This is a genomic window from Hydrogenophaga sp. YM1, from assembly GCF_016903055.1.
In the GTDB taxonomy this organism is placed as follows: Bacteria; Pseudomonadota; Gammaproteobacteria; order Burkholderiales; family Burkholderiaceae_C; genus Hydrogenophaga; species Hydrogenophaga borbori.
Map to the genome: position 1 here is coordinate 3,861,161 of NZ_CP070223.1, position 23,522 is coordinate 3,884,682.

Annotated in this window: 22 protein-coding genes and 1 pseudogene; 11 read left to right on the forward strand and 12 right to left on the reverse strand. The window is 70.2% G+C overall.

The genetic code is table 11. From position 1 onward, the window contains the following. Window positions 1-21: 21 nt before the first annotated feature. From JNX00_RS18150 to JNX00_RS18160, 3 genes are read left to right on the forward strand one after another with little or no spacing between them, the layout of a single operon-like run. Complete coding sequence (locus JNX00_RS18150; RefSeq protein ID WP_070397113.1) at window positions 22-1,530, forward strand: AMP nucleosidase; 1,509 nt, start codon at window positions 22-24, stop codon at window positions 1,528-1,530. Window positions 1,531-1,541: 11 nt separating this feature from the next. Then, complete coding sequence (locus JNX00_RS18155; protein WP_204743088.1) at window positions 1,542-3,815, forward strand: molybdopterin cofactor-binding domain-containing protein; 2,274 nt, start codon at window positions 1,542-1,544, stop codon at window positions 3,813-3,815. A 10-nt stretch (window positions 3,816-3,825) separates the two neighbouring features. Then, window positions 3,826-4,287, forward strand: a complete 462-nt coding sequence (locus JNX00_RS18160; protein ID WP_204743089.1) for a (2Fe-2S)-binding protein — start codon at window positions 3,826-3,828, stop codon at window positions 4,285-4,287. Between the two features lies 1 nt (window position 4,288). Here the strand turns inward: JNX00_RS18160 and purT are convergent, their stop codons facing one another. Further along, on the reverse strand, window positions 4,289-5,494 hold the full coding sequence (gene purT / locus JNX00_RS18165) for a formate-dependent phosphoribosylglycinamide formyltransferase (RefSeq protein WP_070397110.1): 1,206 nt from the start codon (window positions 5,492-5,494) through the stop codon (window positions 4,289-4,291). A 25-nt stretch (window positions 5,495-5,519) separates the two neighbouring features. After that, complete coding sequence (gene asd, locus JNX00_RS18170) at window positions 5,520-6,371, reverse strand: archaetidylserine decarboxylase (RefSeq protein WP_204743090.1); 852 nt, start codon at window positions 6,369-6,371, stop codon at window positions 5,520-5,522. A gap of 52 nt (window positions 6,372-6,423) precedes the next feature. On the opposite strand from asd, the gene JNX00_RS18175 reads away from it, so the two are divergent. The 4 genes from JNX00_RS18175 (at window position 6,424) to JNX00_RS18185 (ending at window position 9,306) form a co-directional block, all read left to right on the forward strand. Next, on the forward strand, window positions 6,424-7,368 hold the full coding sequence (locus JNX00_RS18175; RefSeq protein WP_204743091.1) for an ATP-binding cassette domain-containing protein: 945 nt from the start codon (window positions 6,424-6,426) through the stop codon (window positions 7,366-7,368). After that, entirely contained in the window at window positions 7,368-8,195 is an 828-nt protein-coding gene (locus JNX00_RS18180) for an ABC transporter permease (RefSeq protein ID WP_070397107.1), read from the forward strand. The genes JNX00_RS18175 and JNX00_RS18180 overlap by 1 nt, the downstream gene beginning before the upstream one ends. Window positions 8,196-8,381: 186 nt before the next feature. Continuing rightward, a complete protein-coding gene (locus tag JNX00_RS22515) occupies window positions 8,382-8,510 on the forward strand; it encodes a hypothetical protein (protein ID WP_275564513.1) in 129 nt (42 codons plus the stop codon). A gap of 10 nt (window positions 8,511-8,520) precedes the next feature. After that, a complete protein-coding gene (locus tag JNX00_RS18185; protein WP_204743092.1) occupies window positions 8,521-9,306 on the forward strand; it encodes a hypothetical protein in 786 nt (261 codons plus the stop codon). A gap of 26 nt (window positions 9,307-9,332) precedes the next feature. Here the strand turns inward: JNX00_RS18185 and JNX00_RS18190 are convergent, their stop codons facing one another. From JNX00_RS18190 to JNX00_RS18205, 4 genes are all read right to left on the reverse strand, one after another. Next, a complete protein-coding gene (locus tag JNX00_RS18190) occupies window positions 9,333-9,590 on the reverse strand; it encodes a hypothetical protein (protein WP_204743093.1) in 258 nt (85 codons plus the stop codon). A gap of 270 nt (window positions 9,591-9,860) precedes the next feature. Next, window positions 9,861-10,985: a YbdK family carboxylate-amine ligase gene (locus JNX00_RS18195; protein WP_070397104.1), complete on the reverse strand. Its 1,125-nt coding sequence runs from the start codon at window positions 10,983-10,985 to the stop codon at window positions 9,861-9,863. Window positions 10,986-10,988: 3 nt separating this feature from the next. Further along, window positions 10,989-12,179, reverse strand: a complete 1,191-nt coding sequence (locus JNX00_RS18200; RefSeq protein ID WP_204743094.1) for a cation:proton antiporter — start codon at window positions 12,177-12,179, stop codon at window positions 10,989-10,991. 123 nt (window positions 12,180-12,302) lie between these two features. After that, a complete protein-coding gene (locus JNX00_RS18205) occupies window positions 12,303-13,187 on the reverse strand; it encodes an SAM-dependent methyltransferase (RefSeq protein WP_204743095.1) in 885 nt (294 codons plus the stop codon). A 47-nt stretch (window positions 13,188-13,234) separates the two neighbouring features. Between JNX00_RS18205 and JNX00_RS18210 the strand changes: the two genes are divergently transcribed. The 3 genes from JNX00_RS18210 to JNX00_RS18220 all read left to right on the forward strand — a co-directional run bounded on the left by JNX00_RS18210 (window position 13,235) and on the right by JNX00_RS18220 (window position 15,353). Next, a complete protein-coding gene (locus JNX00_RS18210) occupies window positions 13,235-14,269 on the forward strand; it encodes a serine/threonine protein kinase (protein ID WP_204743096.1) in 1,035 nt (344 codons plus the stop codon). A gap of 148 nt (window positions 14,270-14,417) precedes the next feature. Beyond that, complete coding sequence (locus tag JNX00_RS18215; RefSeq protein ID WP_204743097.1) at window positions 14,418-14,867, forward strand: MarR family transcriptional regulator; 450 nt, start codon at window positions 14,418-14,420, stop codon at window positions 14,865-14,867. A gap of 57 nt (window positions 14,868-14,924) precedes the next feature. After that, a complete protein-coding gene (locus tag JNX00_RS18220; RefSeq protein WP_070397100.1) occupies window positions 14,925-15,353 on the forward strand; it encodes an organic hydroperoxide resistance protein in 429 nt (142 codons plus the stop codon). Between the two features lie 73 nt (window positions 15,354-15,426). Here the strand turns inward: JNX00_RS18220 and JNX00_RS22520 are convergent. From JNX00_RS22520 to JNX00_RS18250, 6 genes and pseudogenes are all read right to left on the reverse strand, one after another. After that, window positions 15,427-15,762 (reverse strand): annotated as a pseudogene (locus JNX00_RS22520) (hypothetical protein); the annotation flags it as partial. A gap of 52 nt (window positions 15,763-15,814) precedes the next feature. Then, the gene (gene htpG, locus JNX00_RS18230) at window positions 15,815-17,677 is read right to left on the reverse strand and encodes a molecular chaperone HtpG (protein ID WP_070397098.1); all 1,863 of its coding nucleotides are present in this window, start codon (window positions 17,675-17,677) and stop codon (window positions 15,815-15,817) included. 105 nt (window positions 17,678-17,782) lie between these two features. Continuing rightward, window positions 17,783-19,024: an alpha/beta hydrolase gene (locus JNX00_RS18235; protein WP_204743098.1), complete on the reverse strand. Its 1,242-nt coding sequence runs from the start codon at window positions 19,022-19,024 to the stop codon at window positions 17,783-17,785. 52 nt (window positions 19,025-19,076) lie between these two features. Beyond that, window positions 19,077-20,105, reverse strand: a complete 1,029-nt coding sequence (locus JNX00_RS18240; RefSeq protein ID WP_239478177.1) for a pseudouridine synthase — start codon at window positions 20,103-20,105, stop codon at window positions 19,077-19,079. A gap of 79 nt (window positions 20,106-20,184) precedes the next feature. Next, entirely contained in the window at window positions 20,185-20,583 is a 399-nt protein-coding gene (locus JNX00_RS18245; protein ID WP_070397096.1) for a hypothetical protein, read from the reverse strand. Between the two features lie 128 nt (window positions 20,584-20,711). Then, window positions 20,712-21,431: a Crp/Fnr family transcriptional regulator gene (locus JNX00_RS18250; RefSeq protein ID WP_204743099.1), complete on the reverse strand. Its 720-nt coding sequence runs from the start codon at window positions 21,429-21,431 to the stop codon at window positions 20,712-20,714. Window positions 21,432-21,569: 138 nt separating this feature from the next. On the opposite strand from JNX00_RS18250, the gene JNX00_RS18255 reads away from it, so the two are divergent. Beyond that, window positions 21,570-23,516, forward strand: a complete 1,947-nt coding sequence (locus JNX00_RS18255) for an AMP-binding protein (RefSeq protein ID WP_204743100.1) — start codon at window positions 21,570-21,572, stop codon at window positions 23,514-23,516. Window positions 23,517-23,522: the final 6 nt, after the last annotated feature.

Below are 23,522 nucleotides of genomic sequence, written 5' to 3' on the forward strand. Positions count from 1 at the left end.
CGTTCACTTCACAATAGCCGCATGCAAAAAACGCCCGAATTTACCGCCCCCCAGCGCTTCGACGACCCGGACGCCGCGCTGGACCAGGTGCGCCGCATCTACCAGCACAGCGTCGAGTTCCTGCGCCAGGCCTTGCACGACTACGTCGGCGGCGCCGATTTCCACGGCGTGCGCGTGCGCGCCTGCTACCCCTACGCGCGGCTGGTGAGCCACAGCAACCTGCGCCTGGGCGAAGGCGCCGACGAACTCGGCCGCCAGCGCCTGAGCTACGGCTTCGTGGCCGGCCCGGGCCGCTACGAAACCACCCTCACCCGCCCCGACCTGTACGGCGACTACTACCGCGAGCAGTTCCGCCTGCTGCTGGCCAACCACGGCGGCGAGATCGAGATCGGCACCAGCACCCAGCCCATCCCGATCCATTTCTCGTTCGCCGAGCACGACCATGTGGAGGGCCAGATGGGCGCCACGCGGCGCGCCTTCATGCGCGACGTCTTCGACCTGCCCGACCTCACGGCCATGGACGACGGCATCGCCAACGGTACGCACCAGCCCGGCCCGGGCGAGGCACAGCCGCTGGCGCTGTTCACCGCACCGCGCGTGGACTACTCGCTGCAGCGCATGCGCCACTACACCGGCACCTCGCCCGACTGGTTCCAGAACTTCGTGCTGTTCACCAACTACCAGTTCTACATCGACGAATTCATCAAGCTCGGCCACGCCGAGATGGACAAGCCCGACAGCCCGTACGTGGCCTTCGTCGAGCCGGGCAACGTGGTCACGCGGCGCAAGGGCCTGCAGGCGCGGCCCGGCGACGAGCTGGGCCACGCGCCGCCGCGCCTGCCGCAGATGCCCGGCTACCACCTGGTGCGCGAGGACCGCAGCGGCATCACGATGGTCAACATCGGCGTCGGCCCGGCCAACGCCAAGAACATCACCGACCACATCGCCGTGCTGCGACCGCACGCCTGGCTGATGCTGGGCCATTGCGCCGGCCTGCGCACCACGCAGCAGCTGGGCGACTACGTGCTGGCCCACGCCTACGTGCGCGAGGACCACGTGCTCGATGAAGAGTTGCCGCTGTGGGTGCCCATTCCCGCGCTGGCCGAGATCCAGCTCGCGCTGGAGGCCGCGGTGGCCGACGTGACCGGCGTGCCGCCGGCCGAGCTCAAGCGCATCATGCGCACGGGCACGGTGGCCAGCACCGACAACCGCAACTGGGAACTGCTGCCCGACAACATGCCGCAGCGGCGCTTTTCGCAGTCGCGTGCGGTGGCGCTGGACATGGAATCGGCCACCATCGCGGCCAACGGCTTTCGCTTCCGCGTGCCCTACGGCACCCTGCTGTGCGTGAGCGACAAGCCGCTGCACGGCGAGATCAAGCTGCCCGGCATGGCCAACCACTTCTACCGCGAGCGCGTGGACCAGCACCTGCGCATCGGCATCCGCGCGGTGGAGCTGCTGCGCGCGGGCGGCGTGGACCAACTGCACAGCCGCAAGCTCAGGAGCTTCGCGGAGGTGGCCTTCCAGTAAGGAGAAGCCGCATGGCGAGCACCCGACGCAAGTTCGTCCTCGGCACCCTGGGCATCGCCGGCGCCCTGGTGGTGGGCTGGGGCCTGATGCCACCGCGCCAGCGCCTCACCACGGCGCAGCCGCTGCCCACGGCCGAGGGCGAGGTGGCCTTCAACGGCTGGGTCCGGATCGCGCGCGACGGCACGGTCACCGTGGCGCTGGCCAAGAGCGAGATGGGCCAGGGCGTGGTCACCTCGTTGTGCATGCTGCTGGCCGAGGAGCTGGACGCCGACTGGTCGCGCGTGCGCTGGCAGCAGTCCCCCATCGACGGCATCTACAACAACATCGCCAGCGTGGTCGATGGCCTGCCGGTGCACCCCGACACCGACAACCTCGCCGTCGACGCCGTGCGCTGGCTCACCGCCAAGGCCATGCGCGAGATCGGCGTGATGATGACCGGCGGCTCGTCCAGCGTGAAGGACCTGTGGCTGCCCATGCGCCAGGCCGGCGCGTCCGCGCGCCAGATGCTGGTGGCCGCCGCCGCCGCGCAATGGGGCGTTGCCGCGGCCGACTGCGGCACCGAGAACGGCGAGGTGATCGCGCCCGACGGCCGCCGCCTGGGCTACGGCGCCCTGGCCGCCGCGGCGGCTCAGCTGGCGCTGCCGCGCGACCCGCCACTCAAGGCACCCGAGCGCTTCAAGCGCATCGGCCAGCCCACGCGCCGCCTGGACACGCCCGCCAAGATCGATGGCAGCGCGCGCTTCGGCATCGACGCCCTGCCCGATGGCCTTCTGTACGCCAGCGTGCGCCTGTGCCCCACCCTGGGCGGTCGCGCGCACAGCCACGACGACGCCGCGGCGCGCGCGGTGCGCGGCGTCAAGGCCGTGCTGGCCGTGGAACCCCTGCGCGGCGGTACCGGCGGCGTGGCGGTGATCGCCGACCACCCCTGGCGCGCCCGCCAGGCGGCCGACAAGCTGGACGTGAACTGGGACCACGGCGCGCTCGCCAGCTTCTCCAGCGCGCAGGCCATCGAGGGTTTCGCCGCCGCCGCGCGCACCGAAAGGGGCTTCGCCTTCTACGAAACCGGCGAGGTGGACGCCGCGCTCGCGGGCGCCACGACGCGCATCGAGGCCGAGTACCGCGCGCCCTACCTGGCCCATGAGGCCCTGGAGCCCATCAACTGCACCGTGCTGTTCGAGGGCAACAAGGCCACGGTGTGGGTGTCCACCCAGGTGCCCGGGCTGGCGCGCCAGGCCGCGGCCGGGGCCCTGGGCCTGCCCGACGAGGCCGTGGCCGTGCAGGTGCTGATGCTGGGCGGCGGCTTCGGCCGCCGGCTGGAGGTGGACTTCATCGCCCAGGCCGCCGCCATCGCCAAGGCGGTGCCGGGGCATCCGGTGCAGACGATGTGGAGCCGCGAGCAGGACATCCGCCACGACCTGTACCGCCCGGCCTGCGCGGCGCGCTTCGAGGCCGGCTTCGACGCCGACCAGCGGCTCGTCGCCTGGAAGAACACCAGCGCGGGCCAGGCCATCGTGCCGCAGGTGCTCACGCGCGCCTTCGGCCTGCCCGGCGGCGGGCCCGACAAGACCACCAGCGAGGGCGCCTTCGACCAGGCCTACGAATGGCCGGCCGCGCGCATCGCGCACGTCAAGGTGGACGCGCCGCTGCAGGTCGGCTTCTGGCGCTCCGTGGGGCATTCGCACCAGGCCTTCTTCAAGGAGGGCTTCGTCGACGAGTGCGCGCACGCGGCGGGCCAGGACCCGCTGGCCTTTCGCGAATCGCTGTTGCGCCGGCACCCGAAACAGCTGGCCGTGCTGCGGGCCGCCGCCCACGCCGCGGGCTGGGGCACGCCCTCGCCGCCCGCGCCGGACGGCGCCAAGACCGCGCGCGGGCTGGCGCTGCACGATTCTTTCGGCTCCACGGTCGCGCAGGTGGCCGAGGTCTCGCTCGGCCCCGACAAGGCCATCCGCGTGCACCGCGTGTGGTGCGCCATCGATTGCGGCTTCGCCGTCAACCCGGCCGGCATCCGCCAGCAGCTGGAGGGCGGCGTGGTGTTCGGCCTGTCGGCCGCGCTGCACGGCGGCGTGGAGATCGTCGACGGCCAGGTGCAACAGAGCAACTTCCACGACCAGCCCATCCTGCGCCTGAACGAGGCGCCGCGCGTGGACTGCCTGATCCTGCCGGGCGACGGCCACCCCGAGGGTGTGGGCGAGCCCGGTGTGCCGCCGATCGCGCCCGCCGTGGCCAACGCGCTGTTCGCGCTCACCGGGCAGCGCCTGCGCAGCCTGCCCCTGACACTTGCCTGAGGAACCGACCATGACCACCACGCTCAAGGTCAACGGCCGCGAGGTCAGCGTCGATGCCGACGCCGACACGCCGCTGCTGTGGGTGCTGCGCGCCGACCTGAAACTCACCGGCACCAAGTTCGGCTGCGGCATGGCCCTGTGCGGCGCCTGCACGGTGCACGCCGACGGGCAGCCCATCCGCGCCTGCGTCACGCCGGTCTCCGCGGTCGCGGGGCAGGCCATCACCACCATCGAAGGCATCACCGGCCCCGAGATCGCCGCCCTGCGCGCGGTCTGGACGGCGGTGGACGTGGTGCAGTGTGGTTACTGCCAGGGCGGCCAGCTCATGAGCGCCTGCGCGCTGCTCAAGAGCAACCCCCGGCCCGACGAGGCCGCCATCGACGCGGCCATGAGCGGCAACCTGTGCCGCTGCGGCACCTACCAGCGCATCAAGGAAGCGGTGGCGCTCGCGGCGCAGCAGGTCAAGGGCTGAGTCAGGCGGCCCGGTGCGGCTTCACCGTCGAGGCCGCGAGCTTGGCGTTCTCGCGCGCGCGCTGCACGTCGGCCTCGCGCGCCAGCGCGACACCCATGCGCCGCTTCTGAAAGCTCTCGGGCTTGCCGAACAGGCGCAGCTCGGTGCCCGGCACGCGCAAGGCCTCGTCCACGCCGTCGAAGGCGATGCCCTGGGCCTCCACGCCGCCGTAGATGACGGCGCTGGCGCCCGGGCTCTTGAGCGCGGTGTCCACCGGCAACCCCAGGATGGCGCGCGCGTGCAGCTCGAACTCGTTCTGCCACTGCGTGACCATGGTCACCATACCGGTGTCGTGCGGGCGTGGGCTGACCTCGCTGAACCACACCTGGTCGCCGGCCACGAACAGCTCCACGCCGAACAGGCCCTGGCCGCCCAGGTTGTCGGTGATGGCCTTGGCGATCTCGCGGCTCTTGCGCAGGGCCTCGGCGCTCATGGGGTGCGGCTGCCAGCTCTCGACGTAGTCGCCGCCCACCTGCACATGCCCGATGGGCTCGCAGAAATGCGTCTCGGCCTGGCCGCCAGCGCCCAGCGCGCGCACCGTGAGCAGGGTGATCTCGTAGTCGAAGCGGATGAAACCCTCGACGATGACCCGCCCGTGGCTCACCCGGCCGCCGGCCATGGCGAAGTCCCAGGCCTTCTGCACGTCGGCAGGGCCGTCGATCTTGCTCTGGCCCTTGCCGCTGCTGCTCATCACGGGCTTGACGATGCAGGGGTAGCCGATGCCGCTGTCGATGGCCGCCTGCAGCTCCTGCAGCGAATCGCAGAACTGGTAGGGGCTGGTCGGCAGGCGCAGCGTCTCGGCCGCCAGGCGGCGGATGCCCTCGCGGTCCATGGTGAGCCGGGCGGCGCGCGCGGTGGGGATCACGCGCACCACGCCCGCGGCCTCGAGTTCCTGCAGCATGGGCGTGGCGATGGCCTCGATCTCGGGCACCACCAGGTGCGGGCGCTCGCGCTCGATCAGCGCCTTGAGCTGGGCCGGGTCGCTCATGGCGATGGTGTGCGCGCGGTGCGCCACCTGATGGCCGGGCGCGTTCTCGTAGCGGTCGACCGCGATGGTCTCCACGCCCAGGCGCTGCAGGGCGATCAGCACCTCCTTGCCGAGTTCGCCGCTGCCCAGCAGCATGACTTTGGTGGCCGAGGGCGACAGCGGCGTGCCGAGCGTGGTCATGGTGATGTCCTGAGAAAAGAAGAATTCAGCGGGCGGCGCCCATGGCCTCGCCCAGGCGCACGGGCCGCGCGGCGGTCCAGTCGGGGCTGAAGGCGATGGTGTCCGGCGGCCACAGCAGCACCACCGTGGAGCCGAGCAGGAAGCGGCCCATCTCGGCGCCTTTGTCCAGCCGCAGCGGCGTGTCGTCGTAGCGCCATTCGCGCACGGTGCCCGGACGCGGCGGGTTGACCACCCCATGCCAGGTGGTGGCCATGCTGCCCACGATGGTGGCGCCCACCAGCACCAGCGCGAAGGGCACGGTGCGCTCGCCCACGGGCATATCGAACAGGCAGACCACGCGCTCGTTGCGCGCGAACAGGCCCGGCACGCCCGCGGCCGTGGCCGGGTTCACCGAGAACAGTTCGCCCGGCACGTGCAGCATGCGCCGCAGCGTGGCCGCCGCCGGCATGTGGATGCGGTGGTAGTCGCGCGGGCTCAGGTAGATGGTGGCGAAGCTGCCACCCTGGAAGGCCTGGGCCAGCGCCGCGTCGCCGCCCAGCAGCGCGCGCGTGTCGTAGTGGTGGCCCTTGGCCTGGAAGATGCGGTCGCCTTCGATGCGGCCCAGTTGGCTGATCGCCCCGTCCACCGGGCAGACGAAGGCCGCGTCGGCCAGCGGGCGCGCGCCGGGTTTCAGGGCACGCGTGAAGAACGCGTTGAAGGTGTCGTAGGCGGTGGGATCGGGGTTCGCCGCCTCGGCCATGTTCACCTGGTAGCGCGCGATGAAGTGGCGGATGGCCCACTGGGTGAGCGCGCCGGCGCGCGCGCCGGCGAAGGCGCCCGCCAGGCGGGTGAGCGCCCCCTTGGGCAAAAGGTATTGGAGTTGGACGGCCAGCGACATGGGTGGCGGATTGTAAAAGTGGAACCCGTGGGGGTTTGAGGCGGCAGGCACAATGCCTCGGATGAGCACACCCCTGTTCGAAGCCGCCGAGCTGGTCAAACGCTACGGCGAGAACACGGTGGTCAACGGCGTGAGCTTCGCCATCCACCCTGGCGAATGCCTTGGCGTGATCGGCCCCAACGGCGCCGGCAAGACCACCACCATCCGCATGTGTCTGGGCCTCACCGCGCCGGATAGCGGGCGCATCCACGCCTTTGGCAAGGACATGCCGCGCGACGCCATGGCCATCAAGGCGCAGCTCGGCGTGGTGGCCCAGATGGACACGCTGGACCCGGACTTCAACTGCGCGGAGAACCTGCTGGTCTATGGCCGCTACTTCGGCCTGAAGGACGCCGTCATCCGTGAGCGCATCCCGCGCCTGCTGGAGTTCGCCGCGCTCACGCACAAGGCCACGGCCCGTCCGGGCGAACTGTCGGGCGGCATGAAGCGCCGGCTGAGCCTGGCGCGCGCGCTGGTGAACGACCCGCGCCTGCTGATGCTCGACGAGCCCACCACCGGCCTGGACCCGCAGGCCCGCCACCTGATGTGGGAGCGCCTGCAGGTGCTGCTGCAGCAGGGCAAGAGCATCCTGCTCACCACGCACTTCATGGACGAGGCCGAACGCCTGTGCTCGCGCCTGCTGGTGCTGGACCACGGCCGCAAGATCGCTGAAGGCCGGCCGCGCGCGCTCATCGCCGAGCACCTGGAGCCCGACGTGGTGGAGGTCTACGGCCCCGGCGCGCTGGACCTCGCCCAGCGCGAGGAACACGCCCCGCTGCGCGCCCTGGCCGCGCGCGTGGAGGTGAGCGGCGAGACCGTGTTCTTCTACACCGCGCAGGCGCAGCCGCTGCTGGCCGCGCTGGGCGAGCACCACCAGCTGCGCACGCTGCACCGGCCCGCCAACCTCGAGGACCTGTTCCTCAAGCTCACCGGACGACAAATCAGGGAAGACGGCTGATGACCACGACCACCCTCACCCCCATGAATCCCTGGGCCCCGCCGCGCCTGTCCTGGCGCTGGTGGCCGGTGTTCCTGCGCAACCTGCTGGTCTGGCGCAAGCTGGCCCTGCCCAGCGTGGTGGCCAACATCGCCGAACCGCTGATCTGGCTGGTGGCCTTCGGCTATGGCCTGGGCGCGCTGGTGGGCACGGTGAACATGGGCACGCCCGGCGGCTCCGTGGCCGTGCCCTACATCCTGTTCCTGGCCAGCGGCAGCATCTGCATGAGCGCCATGAACGCGGCCACCTTCGAGGCGCTGTACTCGGCCTTCTCGCGCATGCACGTGCAAAAGACCTGGGACGGCATCATGAACGCGCCCGTGCGCCTCGACGACGTGGTGCTGGCCGAGATGCTGTGGGCCGGCTTCAAGTCGCTGTTCACCGTGTCCGTGATCCTGCTGGTGATGCTGGGCCTGGGCATCACGCACTCGCCCAAGCTGCTGGTGGCCTGGCCGGTGCTGGGCCTTGTGGGCATCACCTTCTCTTGCATCGCGCTGGTGTTCAACGCGCTGGCCAAGGGCTACGACTTCTTCAGTTACTACTTCACGCTGGTGATCACGCCCATGATGTTCCTCTCGGGCGTGTTCTTCCCGCGCGAGCAGCTGCCGGCGCCGGTGCTGCTGTTCTCCGACCTGTTGCCGCTGACGCACGCGGTGCAGCTGGTGCGCCCGCTGTTCCTGGACCAATGGCCCACGGACGCGGCGCTGCACCTGCTCGTCCTGGTGGTCTACGCCATCGGAACGTTCTGGCTCGCGCTGGCCCTCACGCGCAAGCGCTTCGCGCGCTGAGGGCACAGCCCGGGGGCCCGTGGCCCAACGCCGGCATCGCCCGCCGGCCTGCTGGCCGGCACGCTTCGGCCCTGACCGGCACCGCATCGTCCCGCTGACCTACGCCTTGGCGCATAGGCCTTTTCGGGCCGAACCGAAGCGAGGGTGTCGCCACCCATGGGGGCTTCACTTCCTTTGGAGTCCTCCATGCCAGGTTCTTGCCCGTTTGGAACGCAATCGATCAACGGACGCTGCACGGGCGAGCTGCAGCTGCCCGGCCACCGCGAATCCGTGGGCCTGCCATGGGCCGGCAACGGCCACCTCAGCCGAGCCTGAGCCAGGTCCCATGCGACACCTTCGTGCAGTCCTCGGCGCCTGGGCCCTGATCGGCCTGGTCGCCTGCGGGGGCAACGGCGCCATCGACGGCGCGGCCGCCCCCGACTCGCCACCCGCGCCGTCCACCGGCGCGGCGCCCGTGCACGCACTGGCCGGCGCCTGGACGGACAGCCGCGGCGGCGGCCAGCTCTTCGTCGCCGCCGACGGCCAGGCCTATGGCCTGCTGCGCGGCAGCGACACGAACCGCCTCCTGCGCGGCACGCTCACGGCCCAGCACGGCCTGGTGTCGCCCAGTGGCTTCGACGCGGTGGATATGCAGTTGCCCGACGCGCTCCAGCGCTGGTCCTTGACGGGCAGCTACCAGCCCCAGTCGCAGCTGCTGCTGGCATCGGACAGCGGGGCGCCGGTGGTGAGCGCCGTGTACGACCCGCGCTCCGCGCATGGCGCCGACCTGGCGGCGCTCGCGGGCACCTATGAGGTCACCCTCTACGGCAATGGTCGGCCCACCATCACCTACTTGGCGACCCTGGGCGACAGCGGCGGCATCGATCTGGCCGGCTGGCAAGACGGCCAGGAGCAGTGCCGGCTCCGTGGTGCGCTGACGGCGGCCTCACCGGCCGTCAACATTCTGAATGCCCGCCTGCTCGCTACCGGGGCGGGCTGCCAGTTCCCCGATGGCACGGGCATTCAGGGGCTGGCGCAATACGACGCCGACCACGCCCTGCTGGTCCTGTTCGGCATGAGCGGGAGCGGCGACGGGGCCCTCGTGCTCTACGCGAACCGGATCAGGGCCTGAGCGCGGGCACGCCCTGGGCCTTGGGGTCAATGGACCTGGTGCAGCCCCGGCTGGGCATCGAGGTAGGCCTCGGAGCCGCTGTCCATGAACGCTTCCTGGTCGATCGCGGCGTCGAACTCGCGGGTCGTGGTGTCGAACAGCTTGGGGATCAGCGGCTTGTCCAGCGGGCGGCAGACTCGGCCGCGCAGGCCACGCAGCGGCTGGCTGCTCTCCATGGCGTTGATCACGGCCTCCGGGTCCAGCATCAGGACGAAGGGGTTGGTGCGGTTGGCGAACGAGTTCATGGCGGGCTTCCTGAGAGATACAGATGAGACAGCGGGCGTGTCCTTGGAAACAAACTGTATCGATGCCCTCCCGGGGCGTTAAGTCGGCGCCTCACCATCCCGCGTGTAGGAAGTTCCCCGACAGCTGTCGGGAATCCCCCCGCAGGCAATTCGTGATGCACATCACGCACCGGGCCATGAGCGGTCGCCCTTTGCGCCTGAGCGGCGCTCCACCCGGCGCCCCACCGTGCGGCCCGTCACGGTTTCCCGGCGCGGTCGGCCGGGCGCCATTCAAGGCCCGTGGCGCAGCGCCTCCACGCTGGCGCGCACCACCGCCTCCACGCTGCGGCTGTCCCGGTAGCGGTTGCGCAGGAAGCTCGCGTGGTTGCCGGCGTGGGCGGCCGTGCGCTCGATTTCGTCGAGCGCGGCCAGGCTGTTGAGCGCCAGCGCGTGCGGCGTGAGCTCGCGCAGCGTGGCCAGCACGTCCTCGCGGATGCTGATCTGCTCGCGTGTCTTGGGGTTGACCATCATGCCGTCGAGGCCGAAACGGCAGGCCTGGAAACGGTTGTAGGTGTAGACGAGGTAGTCGTCTTCCTCGGGTGGTGGCTCGTTGCGCTCCAGCAGGTGGCGGCACAGGGCCTGCAGGTAGCAGGCCAGCGCGGCCGCGCGCTCCACCGTCAGGGGCGTGTCGCACACGCGCAGTTCGATGGTCCCGTACTCGGGCTTGGGCCGGATGTCCCAGTAAAAGTCCTTCATGGACTTGACCACGCCCGTGCTCTCCATCTTGGTGAAGTAGACGTTGGCGAACTCGTCCCACTTGAGCACGAAGGGCGCGCGCCCGCTCAGGGGGAAGGCGAACACCGAATTCAGGCGCGCCGAATCGAACAGCGTGTCCACGCCCTGGGAGAACGGCGAGGACGCCGACAGCGCGATGAAGTGCGGCACGTAGCGGTTGAGCGAATGCAGCAGGAACAGCGCCTCGTCGGGCGAGGCGCAGCCGATGTGCACATGCTGACCGAACACGGTGAACTGCTTGGCGAGGTAGCCGTACAGGCCCGAGAGCTGGTGGAAGCGTGGCTTGGAGAAGATGCGCTGCTCAAACCAGCGCTGGAAGGGGTGGGTGCCGCCGCCCGCCAGCTCGATGTTGAGCCGGTCGCCCGCGGCCACCAGCGTGTCGCGGATCTGCTGCAGCTGCTGCAGCAAGGGCCCGTGCTGGGTGTGGATGCCGGTGGCGATCTCGATCATGCTCTGCGTCATCTCGGGCGTGACCACGCCCGGGAAGGGCTTGCGCGCGAGCAGGTCCAGCAGGTCGTTGGCGCTGCTGGAGAGGTCGTGGTCGTAGCTGTTGACGAGCTGCAGCTCCAGCTCCACGCCCATGGTCAGCGAGTCGGAGGCCTTGAAGGTTTCCAATGGCATGGCTTATTCCTTCGTGACGTGGGTCTCGCGCGCGGCCATCAGGGCGCGCTGCGTGACGATGGGGCCCAGCAATTCCTGCAGCAGCATCATGCCGGCCATGGCCGCGAGCACCTGCACCGCGGGCTCGAAGCCATAGAGCCGCGTTTCTTCGATGAGCAGGATCGCGAAGGCCGACATGGGCGTGAGCGCCAGGCCCGTGAGCAGGCCCTTGCGCTCGGAAATGCCCGACAGCCGCGCCGCCGAGACGTTGCAGAACACCTTGACGGCGGTGCGGACCAGGATCAGGGCCAGGCCCATGATGAAGGTGGTGGGCACGTCGGTCCAGGTCAGCAGCGAGGCGATGTAGACGAACAGGAACACTGAGAGCAAGTCGCCCGCGGTGCCGAAGTCGCGCTGCGCGCTGGTGAGGTGCACGCGACGCTCGCGCGCCACGATGCCGAAGGTCAGCGCCGCCAGCAGCGGCGACAGCTTGAGCCCGTAGGCGGCGGTGGTCAGCAGCAGCACGGCCAGCGCAAACACCACGGTCACGCCGTGCCCGTGCGTATTGCGCAGCCGCAGCAGCCAGGGAATGGCCACGCCCAGCACCGCGCCCACGGCAATCGACGTGCCCACCACGTGGATGCTGCCGAAGGCCGCGAGCGCGAAATCGCCCGAGGTGGACAGCGTCCAGTAACCCACCACGAGCTTGAGCGCCAGCACCGCCATCAGGCAGTTGATGGCGCACAGGTGCAGCACGCGCTCGGTGGCCTGGCCCGAACTGCGCAGCTCGTGCGCCACGCGCAACACGCCCGCGGGCGAGGCCGCCATCGACACCGCGGCGATGATGAGGCGCTGGTCGGTGGGCAGCGCGAACCAGCCGGTGGCCCAGTACACCGCGCCGAAGGTGGCCAGCGATTCGACCACCCCCAGCAGCAGCACCCAGAAGTTGTGGCGGAACCAGCGCAGGTTGATGCGGTAACCGAGTTCGAACAGCACCAGCGACAGCGCCACCGTGGCCAGGAAGGGCAGGCCCGCGATGTCGGGCGTGAGGCCGGGCAGGTTGATCAGGCTGGCCAGCAGGCCCACGGCCACATAGCTGGTCACGCGCGGCAGTTGCCAGCGCTCATTGAGCCACTCGGCGAGGAACCAGGCCAGCAGCAGCACCAGGGGCCAGGCGATGGCCTGCAGCAGGAAGGCGATGTCGGAAGGAATCACGGAAAGGCTCTCCTCGGTGACGCCGTCGGACCGGCGCCGGCGCGGGCCGGTCGTCGTCGGGCGCCGTGACCCCGAGTGGGGGCCATCGGTTCATGGACTGGCGGCCCGTGGGGCCGCCGCGGCTCAGACCGCGAATCGGGTCTGCATGGCTTGCAGGCCGAACTGATCAAGCACCTGCAGCAATCGCTGGCGCGCGCGCTCCTGGCGGCCGTGGCGATCGTCGGCCATTCTACGGGCCAGGATGAGTTCGTTTTTCATGGAATGCTCCCATCCGACGAGCTCGGTGACGGTCACGTCGTAGCCATGCGCTTCCAGGCGCAGGCAACGCAACACGTTGGTGATCTGGCTGCCGAACTCGCGCGTGTGCAGCGGGTGGCGCCACAGCTCCGCCAGCGGCGTCTGTTTGAGCGCGAAGGCCTTGTGCTGGCGCATCACGCCCGCCACCTCGGCCTGGCAACAGGGCACCAGCACCAGATACTGCGCTTCGCGCGCCAAAGCGAAATCGATCGCGTCGTCGGTGGCTGTGTCACAGGCGTGCAGCGCCGTCACCACGTCCACGCGCGCGGGCAACTCGCTGTGTTGCATGGCCTGCTGCACCGTCGCGGCCAGGAAGCGCATGCGCTCGAAGCCCAGGCGTTGCGCCAGCACCTGCGAGCGCTCCACCAGCTCCGCGCGCGCCTCCACGCCGATGACTGAGCCCTGGCCGCGCGGCTTGAGCACCAGGTCGTACAGGATGAAGCCCAGGTAGGACTTGCCCGCGCCATGGTCGGCCAGCACCACGTCGCCGCGCTCGGCCAGCACCTGCGCCAGCAGGGGCTCAATGAACTGCACCAGGTGGTAGACCTGCTTGAGTTTGCGCCGCGTGTCCTGGTTCAGCCGCCCCTCGCGCGTGAGGATGTGCAACTCCTTGAGCAGCTCGATCGACTGCTCCGGCCGCAGCTCGGGCAGTTGCGCGTGAAGGTCTTGCGCCGGCTTGGGCCGCGCGGCGGAACGGGAAACGGAAGGCATGCGGCGATGATAGGTGAGCGCCGCGAACCGACCCTGGACAATCGCGCATGACCATGCCGACCCCGCACCCCTTCGACACCCTCACCCCCGACGCCGTGCTCGACGCGCTCGATGCCGTCGGCCTGCGCGGCGATGGCCGCCTGACCACGCTCAACAGCTTCGAGAACCGCGTCTACCAGGCGCACCTGGAGCGGCCGGTGGACGGCCACGAGGTGGTGGTGCTCAAGTTCTACCGGCCGGGCCGCTGGAGCGACGCGCAGATCGCCGAGGAGCACGCCTTCGCGGCCGAGCTGGCCGCCGCCGAGGTACCGGCCGTGGCGCCGCTGGCCGCCGACGGCGCCACCCTGCACCACCACGCGGGCTTCGCCTGGGGCGCCTGGCCACGCCGCGGCGGGCGCCGGCCCGAGCTCGACGACCTCGAGGTGCTGGAGTGGATCGGCCGCTTCCTCGCGCGGCTGCACACCGTGGGCGCCGCGCGCCCTTTCGCGCACCGACCCGCGCTCGACAGCGCCAGCTTCGCGCGCGAGCCACGCGACTGGCTGCTGGAGCACGAAATGATCGCCCCCGAGGTGCGGCGCGAATGGTGCGCCGCGCTCGACGAGGCGCTCACGCTCATCGAGGCCCATCCCGTGCTGCGCGCCGGCGGCGACAGCGACCCGCAGGGCATCGCACGCCTGCGCCTGCACGGCGACTGCCACCCGGGCAACGTGCTCTGGACACCCGAAGGCCTGCCCGGCGCGGGCCCGCACTTCGTGGACCTGGACGACGCCCGCCTGGGCCCGGCCGTGCAGGACCTGTGGATGCTGCTGTCCGGCGACCGGCGCCAGCAGACCCTGCAGCTGTCCGCCCTGCTCGACGGCTACGAGCAGTTCCGCCCCTTCGACCGGCGCGAACTGGCGCTCATCGAGGCCCTGCGCACCCTGCGGCTGGTGCACTACAACGCCTGGATCGCGCGCCGCTGGGACGACCCGGCCTTCCCGATCAACTTCCCCTGGTTCGGCGGCCGCGACCACTGGCGCGGCCAGGTCGACCTGCTGCGCGAACAGATCGAGGCCATGCAGCAAGCGCCGCTGCAGGCCTGATGCCGGCCCCGCCGGGGCACACCCTCAGGGGTTAACACCAAAGCACTCGCATAAGCTCGGCCGCGCCGCGCGCGAAAGGCCCTGCTCTGGCAGTTGTCTTTTACTCAATTGAATTGCACACAATCTAAATTCAACCCACACTCTCGCCATGGCATCGACGCCCCCCTCCACCAGCGACCTGCTCAAGCTCGACCACCAGCTGTGTTTCGCGCTGTACTCGGCTTCGCTGGCCATGACCAAGCTGTACAAGCCCTGGCTGGACGAGCTGGGCCTGACCTACCCGCAGTACCTGGCCATGCTGGCGCTGTGGGAAGAGGACAGCCTGAGCGTCTCCGCCCTAGGCGAGCGCCTCACCCTCGATTCCGGCACGCTCACCCCGCTGCTCAAGCGCCTGGAAGCCATCGGCCTGGTCGCCCGGCTGCGCGACACGCAGGACGAACGTCGCGTGCTGGTTCGCCTCACCACCGCCGGCCGCCGGCTCAAGGCCCGCGCCGCGCGCATCCCCTCGTGCGTGCTGCAGGCCGCGCAATGCACCGTGCAGGAAGCCATCGCCCTCACGCGCGACGTGCGGCAGCTGCGCGACCGGCTCAGCGCCTGACCCCACCCCCCATCCATTCCACCCGCTGTCACCAGCACCCACCCAGGAGAAACCACCATGCCCACCACGCTCGACAAAGTCGTCTACACCGCGCGCGCCCACACCACCGGTGGCCGCGAAGGCACGTCCCGCTCCGACGATGGCCTGCTCGAGGTCAAGCTCGCGCCGCCCAAGGCCATGGGCGGCGCCGGCAACGGCACCAACCCCGAGCAGATGTTCGCCGCGGGCTATTCGGCCTGCTTCATGGGCGCCATGAAGCACGTGGCGGGCATGAAGAAGATCGCCGTGCCGGCCAACGCCGCCATCGACGCCGAGGTCGACATCGGCCCCATTCCGCAGGGCTTCGGCATCGCCGTGCGCATGACCATCCACCTGCCCGGCATGGACCGCGCCGTGGCCGAGGACCTGGTGAACACCGCGCACCAGGTCTGCCCCTACTCCAACGCCACGCGCGGCAACATCCCGGTCACGCTGACCGTGGCGTGAGCCCGTCCCCGCACCCATGAAAAAACCCGCCGGGCCCGGCGGGTTTTTTGTGGGCGCGCCAACCTCAGCGGTTGGGCCTGTTCGGGTCGTAGATCGTGGTGCCCGTGCCCACGCCGACACCCGCGCGCACGCCGCTGTTGCCGATCTCGGTGCTGGCGCCCACGCCCACGCCCGCGTTCACGCGGCCGCCCTGGTCCACGCCGACACCCACACCCACCGGCCCCACGCCCGCGCCCACGCCCAGGCTCACGCCGCTGTTGCTGGCACCCACACCGATGGTCACCGGCCCCACGGGGATGCCGAAACCCACGCCCACGCTGGCGCAGCCCCCCAGCAGGGCGGCAAGGGACAAGGCGGCAAGCGTGCGGGAGAGGCGGACGGTCACGGTGGGCTTTCGATCGGGAGACATGCGATTGTGAACCCGGCGCCGGCGCAAAGTGCCCCGCCCCGGCACCCGTTCGTCACACCAGCAGGGCATTGACGCGCCGAACGTAGGCCGCCGGGTCTTCGGGCAGGCCGCCCTCGGCCAGCAGGGCCTGGTCGAACAGCACGTGCGCGAGGTCGTCGAAACGCTCGTTGCCCTCCAGCTTCTTCACCAGCGGGTGGCCCGCGTTCACCTCCAGGATGGGCTTGACCTCGGGCGCCTTCTGGCCCGCCTGCTTGAGCAGGCGCGCGAGCTGCATGGAGTAGTCACCGTCCTCCACCACCAGACACGCCGGCGAATCCACCAGGCGCGAGGTCGCGCGCACGTCTTTCACGCGGTCCTTGAGCGCTTCCTTGAGCTTCTCCAGCACGGGCTTGAAACCTTCGGCGGCGGCTTCGGCGGCCTGCTTCTCGGCCTCGTCCTGCAGGTCGCCCAGGTCCACCGCGCCCTTGGCCACGCTCTGCAGCGGCGTGCCGTCGAACTCGGGCAGGAAAGACAGCGCCCACTCGTCCACGCGATCGGCCATCAGCAGCACCTCGATGCCCTTCTGGCGGAACACCTCCAGCTGCGGGCTGTTGCGCGCGGCGGCGATGGAGTCGGCGGTGATGTAGTAGATGGCCTTCTGGCCTTCTTTCATGCGCGACTTGTAGTCGGCCAGCGAGCCCGGCTCGGCCTGCGTGCTGCTGGCAAAGCGCAGCAGCTTGGCCAGCTTGTCGCGGTTGGTGAAGTCCTCGCCCAGGCCCTCCTTGAGCACGGCGCCGAACTCGGCGTAGAACGCCGCGTACTTCTCCGCATCCTTGCTCAGCTCGTCGAGCATGCCCAGCACGCGGCGGGTATTGCCCTCGCGGATGGCTTTCACGTCGCGGCTTTCCTGCAGCAGCTCGCGGCTCACGTTGAGCGGCAGGTCGCTCGAATCGACCACGCCCTTGACCCAGCGCAGGTAAGCGGGCATCAGCGCCTCGGCCTCGTCCATGATGAAGACGCGCCGCACGTAAAGCTTGATGCCGGCCTTGCGGTCGCGGTTCCACAGGTCCTGCGGCGCCTTGGCCGGCAGGTAGAGCAGCTGCGTGTACTCGGTGCTGCCCTCCACGCGGTGGTGGCTCCAGCTCAACGGGGCCTCGCTGTCGTAGCTCAGGTTCTTGTAGAACTCGACGTACTGCTCATCGGTGATGTCCTTCTTCGGCCGCGCCCACAGCGCGTTGGCCGAGTTCACCGTGGTCCATTCGTCCTTGAGGCGGTACTCGCCTTTTTCGGCGTCCCACTCCTCTTCCTGCATGCGGATGGGCAAGCTGATGTGGTCGCTGTACTTGCCGACGATGGACTTGAGCTTCCAGTGGTTGAGGTACTCCGTCTTGTCCTCGCGCAGGTGCAGGATCACGCTGGTGCCGCGCGCGGCGCGCTCGATGGCCTCGACCTCGAAGTCGCCGCTGCCGCCACTGGTCCAGCGAACGCCCTCGCTGGCCGGCAGGCCCGCTCGCCGGCTCTCCACGACGATCTTGTCGGCCACGATGAAGCCCGAATAGAAGCCCACGCCGAACTGGCCGATGAGCTGGGCGTCGGACTTCTGATCGCCCGTGAGCCGGCTCATGAAGTCGCGCGTGCCGCTTTTGGCGATGGTGCCCAGGTGGTCGATCGCCTCCGGCGCGCTCATGCCGATGCCGTTGTCGGTGATGGTGAGGGTGCGCGCGTCCTTGTCGAAGGCGATGCGGACCTCCAGCTCGGGCGCGTCCTCGTACAGGGCGCTGTTGTTCAGCGCCTCGAAGCGCAGCTTGTCGCAGGCATCGGAGGCGTTCGAGACCAGCTCGCGCAGGAAGATGTCGGGATTGGAGTACAGCGAGTGCGTGACGAGGTGCAGCAGCTGGGCCACCTCGGCCTGGAAGGAATGGGTCTGTTTGCTCATGGCGGGAATGATGAGGGAAACGGAAAACGCTCGCCGGCAGCGCACCGGCGCGCACCGAGCGCCGCGCAACTGGGGGCGGTGGAAGGGCTTTTCAAGCCCCCCGTCTCAAGCGGCCGACAACGCTGGCGCGGCGCTCAGCCACTGCCGCAGCTGCTCGGCCACCGGCGGGCTGGACAACAGGTCGAGGTGCCCGGTGCGGTACACCACGCGCAGGCTGCCGCGCGCGAAGGCCAGGCGGCGCGCGGGCTCGTCGTGTTCACCCAGGGCGCTGCGCAGGGGAACCAGGCCGTCGCCCACCAGGCGCTCCGCCAGCAGGCCCCGGCGCGGTGCCAGGCAGGCCGCCACGCCAAAGCAGGCCACGCCGTCGGGCAAAGGCAGCGGTTCATCCATGCGCCCCTCATCCGGGTGCCGCAGGTGGCCATACCGCAGGTCGACGATGCCCGCGCTGCGCAGGCGACCCAGTCGCGCCAGCGGAGCGGAAAACGGCGAGGAGCCGAGCAGCAGATCCGCGCCGTGTCCCGCCCGCTCCAGAGGGGCACCGTGGTGCGGTGTCCCCAGGAACACCAGGTGCTTGAGCAGGTCGGGCCAGCGGTATCCCGCGCGGCGTGCCTCGTGCACCGCGCTTCGCGCCACCAGTCCGCCCATGCTGTGGCCCACGATGGTGATGCCCTGCACGGGCAGCGGCCACAGGGTCAGCACGCGTTCCAGCTGGTGCGCCAGTTCGCGGCCGTTGGCCGCGATGCGCAGGCCGCTGTTGTAGCGCAGGCGCAAAGGGGTGGCCCGCAGCGCCTCGCTCAGCACCTCGGTGTGGTCATGTCCGCCGCGCCGCCATTGCGTGTCGTTCATGCACAGGCCGTGCACCATCAGCAGCAGGTGGGGCCTGGCCCCCTGCAGCGCCCGATCGAACCGTTCGGCCTGCCGCGTGGGCAACACCCGCTCGCCCTGGCGCCACTCCATCGGCTGGGCGAGCGCGTTGCCCATGGCCGCGAGGCGGTCCCCGAGCACCCCGTTGATCGCCGCCACCACGGCCTCACGACCGGGCGAGTCCTGCCCGGCCTCGGTGGGGTCGTCAAACAAGGGCAGAACGCTGTGCAACACACCGTCGATGCCTGCGCCCACGCCGTGCGCGACCCCACGAATGGCCCCATAGACTCGCCCGGTGAGGCCGCCGGCACGCTCCGGCGCCTCGCCCGCCGGCAGGCCAATGCGTTGGCGCACGGCCTGGTGCACGCCCTCGGCAATGCCGACCACGCCGAGCGTGGCCTGCGTGGCCAGCTGGGCGGCGGCCCGCAGATCGCTGGGACGCAGGTGCCGCTGGCGGGGGGTTGGCGGTGGGGAGGCGGCCATGCCCCATTGTGGACAGGCCCCGGGGCGCACACCGGCCGGGGGACCGGCGGCGTCAGAACACTTCGTCGGGAAGCAGGTAGCGCCACTGCCCCTGGGGCAGCTGGCCCAGGGCCACGCGGCCGATGCGCACTCGCTTGAGGCCCACCACGTGCAGGCCCACCGCCTCGCACATGCGGCGGATCTGGCGCTTCTTGCCCTCGGTGAGCACAAAGCGCAGCTGCTCGGGGTTGAGCCAGTCCACGCCCGCGGGCCTGAGCGGCTGGCCATCGAGCGACAGGCCGTGGCGCAGCCGCGCCAGCCGTTCGGCGGGGAACACGGCCTGCACGTCCTGCTCGACCACGCCCGGCCCTTTCGGCCCGTGCGGCGCCCACACCACGCGCACCAGGTACTCCTTCTCCACCTCGCTGTCCTCGCCGATAAGGGCGCGGGCGACCCGCCCGTCCTGCGTGAGCACGAGCAGGCCGGTGGAGTCGATGTCGAGCCGGCCGGCCGGCGCCAGGCCCTTGAGCTGCGCGGGCGAGAAGCGGCGCGGGCTGCGGTCGTCCTTCCAGTGGGTCCTGGCGTTCAGCAGCACGACGGCGGCCTCGTGGCCGTCCTCGGGCTGGCCGCTCACATAGCCCACGGGCTTGTGCAGCAGGATGGTGACGCGCTCGCCCTGGGCCCTTTGCGCGGCGGGCAGCACCTCGATGCGGGCGCCGGGCCCCACCGCCTGTCCTATGGCGGCCACGGCGCCGTCCACGCTGACCCAGCCATTGGCGATCCACTCGTCGGCCTCGCGGCGCGAGCACAGGCCCAGCTCGGCCAGGCGCTTGTTGAGGCGCGTGCCGTCGCGGGGCGTGGCGGGCGCAGGAGGTGGGGCGGCGTCGCGGCGGGGCGCCTTGCCGGGCTCGCTGGCCCGGGGGGCCGTGGCGGTGGCCGCGGGCTGCACGGGCAGTTCGGGCCGCTGCGCGCTGCTCAGGGGGCGGGCGCGGGCCGGGCCGGGGGGCCGCACCGGCGGGCGGCGGGGCGCGCGCGGATCGGCCGGGGGCTTGGGAGCCGCGGGCTTGAGCTTGAGCGTTCGCTTGGGGGGATCGGATGCCATGGCAGCGATTGTCGCCAACCCCACCACCGACAAAAAAAGAAATCGCCCCGAAGGGCGATCTCCGTCGTCCGAGCCGCGGTCAGGCCTTGCCCTTGGCGGCCTTCAGGGCCCGTTCGTGCTCGGCCTTCGCGTCGGCCTTGCACACCTTCTGGGCGTCGCCGGTCTGGTCTTCGCACTTCTCCTTGGCGATGTCGTAGGCGCTGTCGGCCTTCGCCTTCTCGAGCTTGCGGGCGTTGTCCGGCGAAGCCTTGTACTGCTGCTCCAGGGCCGCCTTGTCGACGCGCTCCGTGCCCTTGGCTTCTTCCTGGCACACGTCCTTGGCGTTGTCCTTCATGGCATCACAGGCCTTCTTCGCGGTCTTGTAGTTCATCTCGATGCGCTCCTTGGCCGCGTCGTACTCCGCCTTGCTCATGGTCTGGGCGGTGGCGAAGGCGGACACGGCGCACAGGGCGACGGCGGTGGCGATTTTGACGTTCATGGCTGACCTCCTTGGGGTTGGGATGCGCCATGTTCCGCCGGAGCGCGGGCGCGCGGCGTAGGAAAGGTGCGCCGCGGCGTGTAGGAGAAGGACGGCCCCGGCCACGCCGGCCCGCGGCCGGGAAGCGCTCAGCCCAGATCGCCCGAGCGCAATGCCTGGAGGTCCAGCACGCGCAGCCCCCCGTACTCGATGCGGATCCACCCCTTCGCCTGCAGCGCGCCCAGGGCCTCGTTCACGCGCTGGCGCGACAGGCCCACCAGGTAGGCCAGTTCCTGCTGCGTGATGCGCAGGATGCCACCCACGTTGGGCGACAGCAGCGGGTGGAACAGGGCCGCCAGGTTGCGCGCCACGCGCAGGTCGGGACTGCCCAGGCGGTCCACCTCGCGCGCGGCGATGAACTGGCCCAGGCGCTCGTTGAGCTGGTGCATCACGAAGCGGTTGAAACCGATGGAATGGTCCAGCAACCAGTCAAAGGTCTCCACCGACAGGCCCGCGATCAGGCTCTTGCGCAAGGCCTGGATGTTGTAGCGGTACTGCTCGTGCTTGAGCACCGTGCCCTCGCCAAACCAGCCGCCGGGCGCCACCCCCGTGAAGGTGATCGCGGGGCCGCTGGAATCGTCGTTCGTCATCTTGAGCAGACCATCGACGAGGCCGAACCAGTAGGTCACTGGCCGCCCGATGCGGCAGACGTAGTCGCCGGCCTCGGCCTCCACCACCTGCAGCGCGTCCAGCGCGCGCTCGCGCGCCTCGCCCTGCAAGGGCGGCAACCAGGGAATGCCGGCGAGCTCGGCCTCGGTGGGGCGGCGTGCGCGCTCGCGGATGGCGCTGCGGCGGGCGGCAAGGTACATGGGGAAAGTCCTAGCAGGGTAGACCCTCAATTGTCGTCACACAGACAACATAACGTCAAACCCGGGCCTACCATGCGTTCCATACCCCCGCCCGGTGCCGCCAGCGAGCGCCCGCGTCGGGACCACAGGAGACGAGGCATGCAGACGACTTTTCCGCGGATGCTGCGGGACCACGCGACGCAGCGGCCCGACGCGCCCGCGATGCGAGAGAAGGCGTACGGGATCTGGCAGACGACGAGCTGGGGCGAGATGCTGCGGCTGGTGAGGTGTCTGGCGTGTGGTCTGCACGAGGCGGGCTTGAGGCGTGGGGAGCACCTGGTGGTGATCGGGGCGAACCGGCCGAGGCTGTACGCGACGATGCTGGCGGCGCAGTCGCTGGGGGCGATCGCGGTGCCGCTGTACCAGGACGCGGTGGCTGGGGAGTGCGTCTTTCCGATCAACAACGCCGAGGTGCGGTTGTGCGTGGTGGAAGACCAGGAGCAGGTGGACAAGATGCTGGAGATCCGGGGGCAGTGCCCGCAGCTCGAGCGCATCTGGTACGACGATGCGCGCGGGCTGAGGAACTACGAGCAGGCGGGGCTGCAAAGCCTGGACGCGCTGGTGGGCGCGGGCGAGGCGTTCGATCGGGCGCACCCTGGGTTCTTCGACGAGCAGGTCGAGCAGGGCCAGCCCGATGACGTGGCGGCGATGTTCTTCACCAGCGGCACGACGGGCAACCCCAAGGGGGTGGTGCACCTGCACCGCGGCCTGCTCGACCGCGCGGGGGCGGGCGCGCGCTTTGACAAGCTGGGCCCGAGCGACGAGGTGCTGGCCTACCTGCCGCCGGCGTGGATCGGGCAGAACATCTTCTCCTACGCGCAGTGGCTGGTCAGCGGCTACGTGGTCAACTGCCCGGAGAGCAGCGCCACGGTCAGCATCGACATGAAGGAGGTGGGGCCGACCTACTACTTCGCCCCGCCCCGGGTCTTCGAGGGCCTGCTGACCAGCGTGATGATCCGCATGGAAGACGCGGGCGCGCTCAAGCGCTGGCTCTTTCACAGCGCCATGGGGCTGGCGCGCCGCGTGGGCCCGGACCTCATGGACGGCAAGCCGGTGGGCGCGTGGGACCGGCTGAAGTACCGCCTAGGCGACTGGCTGGTCTACGGCCCGCTGCGCAACAACCTGGGCCTAAGCCGCGTGCGCGTGGCCTACACCGCGGGCGAGGCCATCGGGCCGGACCTCTTCAGCTTCTACCGCAGCATCGGGGTGAACCTGAAGCAGCTCTACGGCTCCACGGAGACGGCCGTCTTCGTGTGCCTGCAGCCCGACCACGAGGCCAGGGCCGACACGGTGGGGGTGCCCTGCGAGGGGGTGCAGATCAAGCTCAGCGAGACGGGCGAGATCCTGGTGCGCTCGCCCGGGCTGCTCAAGGAGTACCACAAGAACCCGCAGGCCACGGCCGAGGTGCTGGACGCCGAGGGCTGGTACCACACCAGCGACGCGGGCTTCATCGACGCGGCGGGGCACCTGAAGATCATCGACCGGGTCAAGGACGTGGGGCGCCTGAGCGGTGGCGCGCACGACGGCGCCATGTTCGCGCCCAAGTACGTGGAGAACAAGCTCAAGTTCTTCTCGCACATCAAGGAGGCGGTGGCCTTTGGCGACGGGCGAGATCGCGTGTGCGTGATGGTCAACATCGACTTCGAGGCCGTGGGCAACTGGGCCGAGCGGCGCAACTTGCCGTACACGGGCTACACCGACCTGGCGGCCAAGCCCGAGGTCTACGAGCTCATCGCGCAGTGCGTGGAGCAGGTCAACGCCGACCTCAGCCGAGACGAGCGGCTGGCGGGCAGCCAGATCAGCCGCTTCTTGGTGCTGCACAAGGAGCTCGACGCCGACGACGGCGAGCTCACGCGCACGAACAAGGTGCGCCGCGGCTTCATTGGCGAGAAGTACCAGGCGCTGGTGGAGGCGCTGTACGCGGGCAAGCGCGAGCAGTTCATCCAGACGCAGGTCAAGTTCGAGGACGGTCGCACGGGCTCGGTCAGCGCCACGCTGCAGATCCGAGACGCCAAGACCTTCGCCCCGGTGAAGGAGGCGGCATGAGGCAGA

Excerpts from the sequence above, each read along its gene's own strand:
- JNX00_RS18150 (WP_070397113.1), top strand. The coding sequence starts at position 22 with ATGCAAAAAACGCCCGAATTTACCGCCCCCCAGCGCTTCGACGACCCG.
- JNX00_RS18155 (WP_204743088.1), top strand. The coding sequence starts at position 1,542 with ATGGCGAGCACCCGACGCAAGTTCGTCCTCGGCACCCTGGGCATCGCC.
- JNX00_RS18160 (WP_204743089.1), top strand. The coding sequence starts at position 3,826 with ATGACCACCACGCTCAAGGTCAACGGCCGCGAGGTCAGCGTCGATGCC.
- purT (WP_070397110.1), bottom strand. The coding sequence starts at position 5,494 with ATGACCACGCTCGGCACGCCGCTGTCGCCCTCGGCCACCAAAGTCATG.
- asd (WP_204743090.1), bottom strand. The coding sequence starts at position 6,371 with ATGTCGCTGGCCGTCCAACTCCAATACCTTTTGCCCAAGGGGGCGCTC.
- JNX00_RS18175 (WP_204743091.1), top strand. The coding sequence starts at position 6,424 with ATGCCTCGGATGAGCACACCCCTGTTCGAAGCCGCCGAGCTGGTCAAA.
- JNX00_RS18180 (WP_070397107.1), top strand. The coding sequence starts at position 7,368 with ATGACCACGACCACCCTCACCCCCATGAATCCCTGGGCCCCGCCGCGC.
- JNX00_RS22515 (WP_275564513.1), top strand. The coding sequence starts at position 8,382 with ATGCCAGGTTCTTGCCCGTTTGGAACGCAATCGATCAACGGACGCTGC.
- JNX00_RS18185 (WP_204743092.1), top strand. The coding sequence starts at position 8,521 with ATGCGACACCTTCGTGCAGTCCTCGGCGCCTGGGCCCTGATCGGCCTG.
- JNX00_RS18190 (WP_204743093.1), bottom strand. The coding sequence starts at position 9,590 with ATGAACTCGTTCGCCAACCGCACCAACCCCTTCGTCCTGATGCTGGAC.
- JNX00_RS18195 (WP_070397104.1), bottom strand. The coding sequence starts at position 10,985 with ATGCCATTGGAAACCTTCAAGGCCTCCGACTCGCTGACCATGGGCGTG.
- JNX00_RS18205 (WP_204743095.1), bottom strand. The coding sequence starts at position 13,187 with ATGCCTTCCGTTTCCCGTTCCGCCGCGCGGCCCAAGCCGGCGCAAGAC.
- JNX00_RS18210 (WP_204743096.1), top strand. The coding sequence starts at position 13,235 with ATGACCATGCCGACCCCGCACCCCTTCGACACCCTCACCCCCGACGCC.
- JNX00_RS18215 (WP_204743097.1), top strand. The coding sequence starts at position 14,418 with ATGGCATCGACGCCCCCCTCCACCAGCGACCTGCTCAAGCTCGACCAC.
- JNX00_RS18220 (WP_070397100.1), top strand. The coding sequence starts at position 14,925 with ATGCCCACCACGCTCGACAAAGTCGTCTACACCGCGCGCGCCCACACC.
- htpG (WP_070397098.1), bottom strand. The coding sequence starts at position 17,677 with ATGAGCAAACAGACCCATTCCTTCCAGGCCGAGGTGGCCCAGCTGCTG.
- JNX00_RS18235 (WP_204743098.1), bottom strand. The coding sequence starts at position 19,024 with ATGGCCGCCTCCCCACCGCCAACCCCCCGCCAGCGGCACCTGCGTCCC.
- JNX00_RS18240 (WP_239478177.1), bottom strand. The coding sequence starts at position 20,105 with ATGGCATCCGATCCCCCCAAGCGAACGCTCAAGCTCAAGCCCGCGGCT.
- JNX00_RS18245 (WP_070397096.1), bottom strand. The coding sequence starts at position 20,583 with ATGAACGTCAAAATCGCCACCGCCGTCGCCCTGTGCGCCGTGTCCGCC.
- JNX00_RS18250 (WP_204743099.1), bottom strand. The coding sequence starts at position 21,431 with ATGTACCTTGCCGCCCGCCGCAGCGCCATCCGCGAGCGCGCACGCCGC.
- JNX00_RS18255 (WP_204743100.1), top strand. The coding sequence starts at position 21,570 with ATGCAGACGACTTTTCCGCGGATGCTGCGGGACCACGCGACGCAGCGG.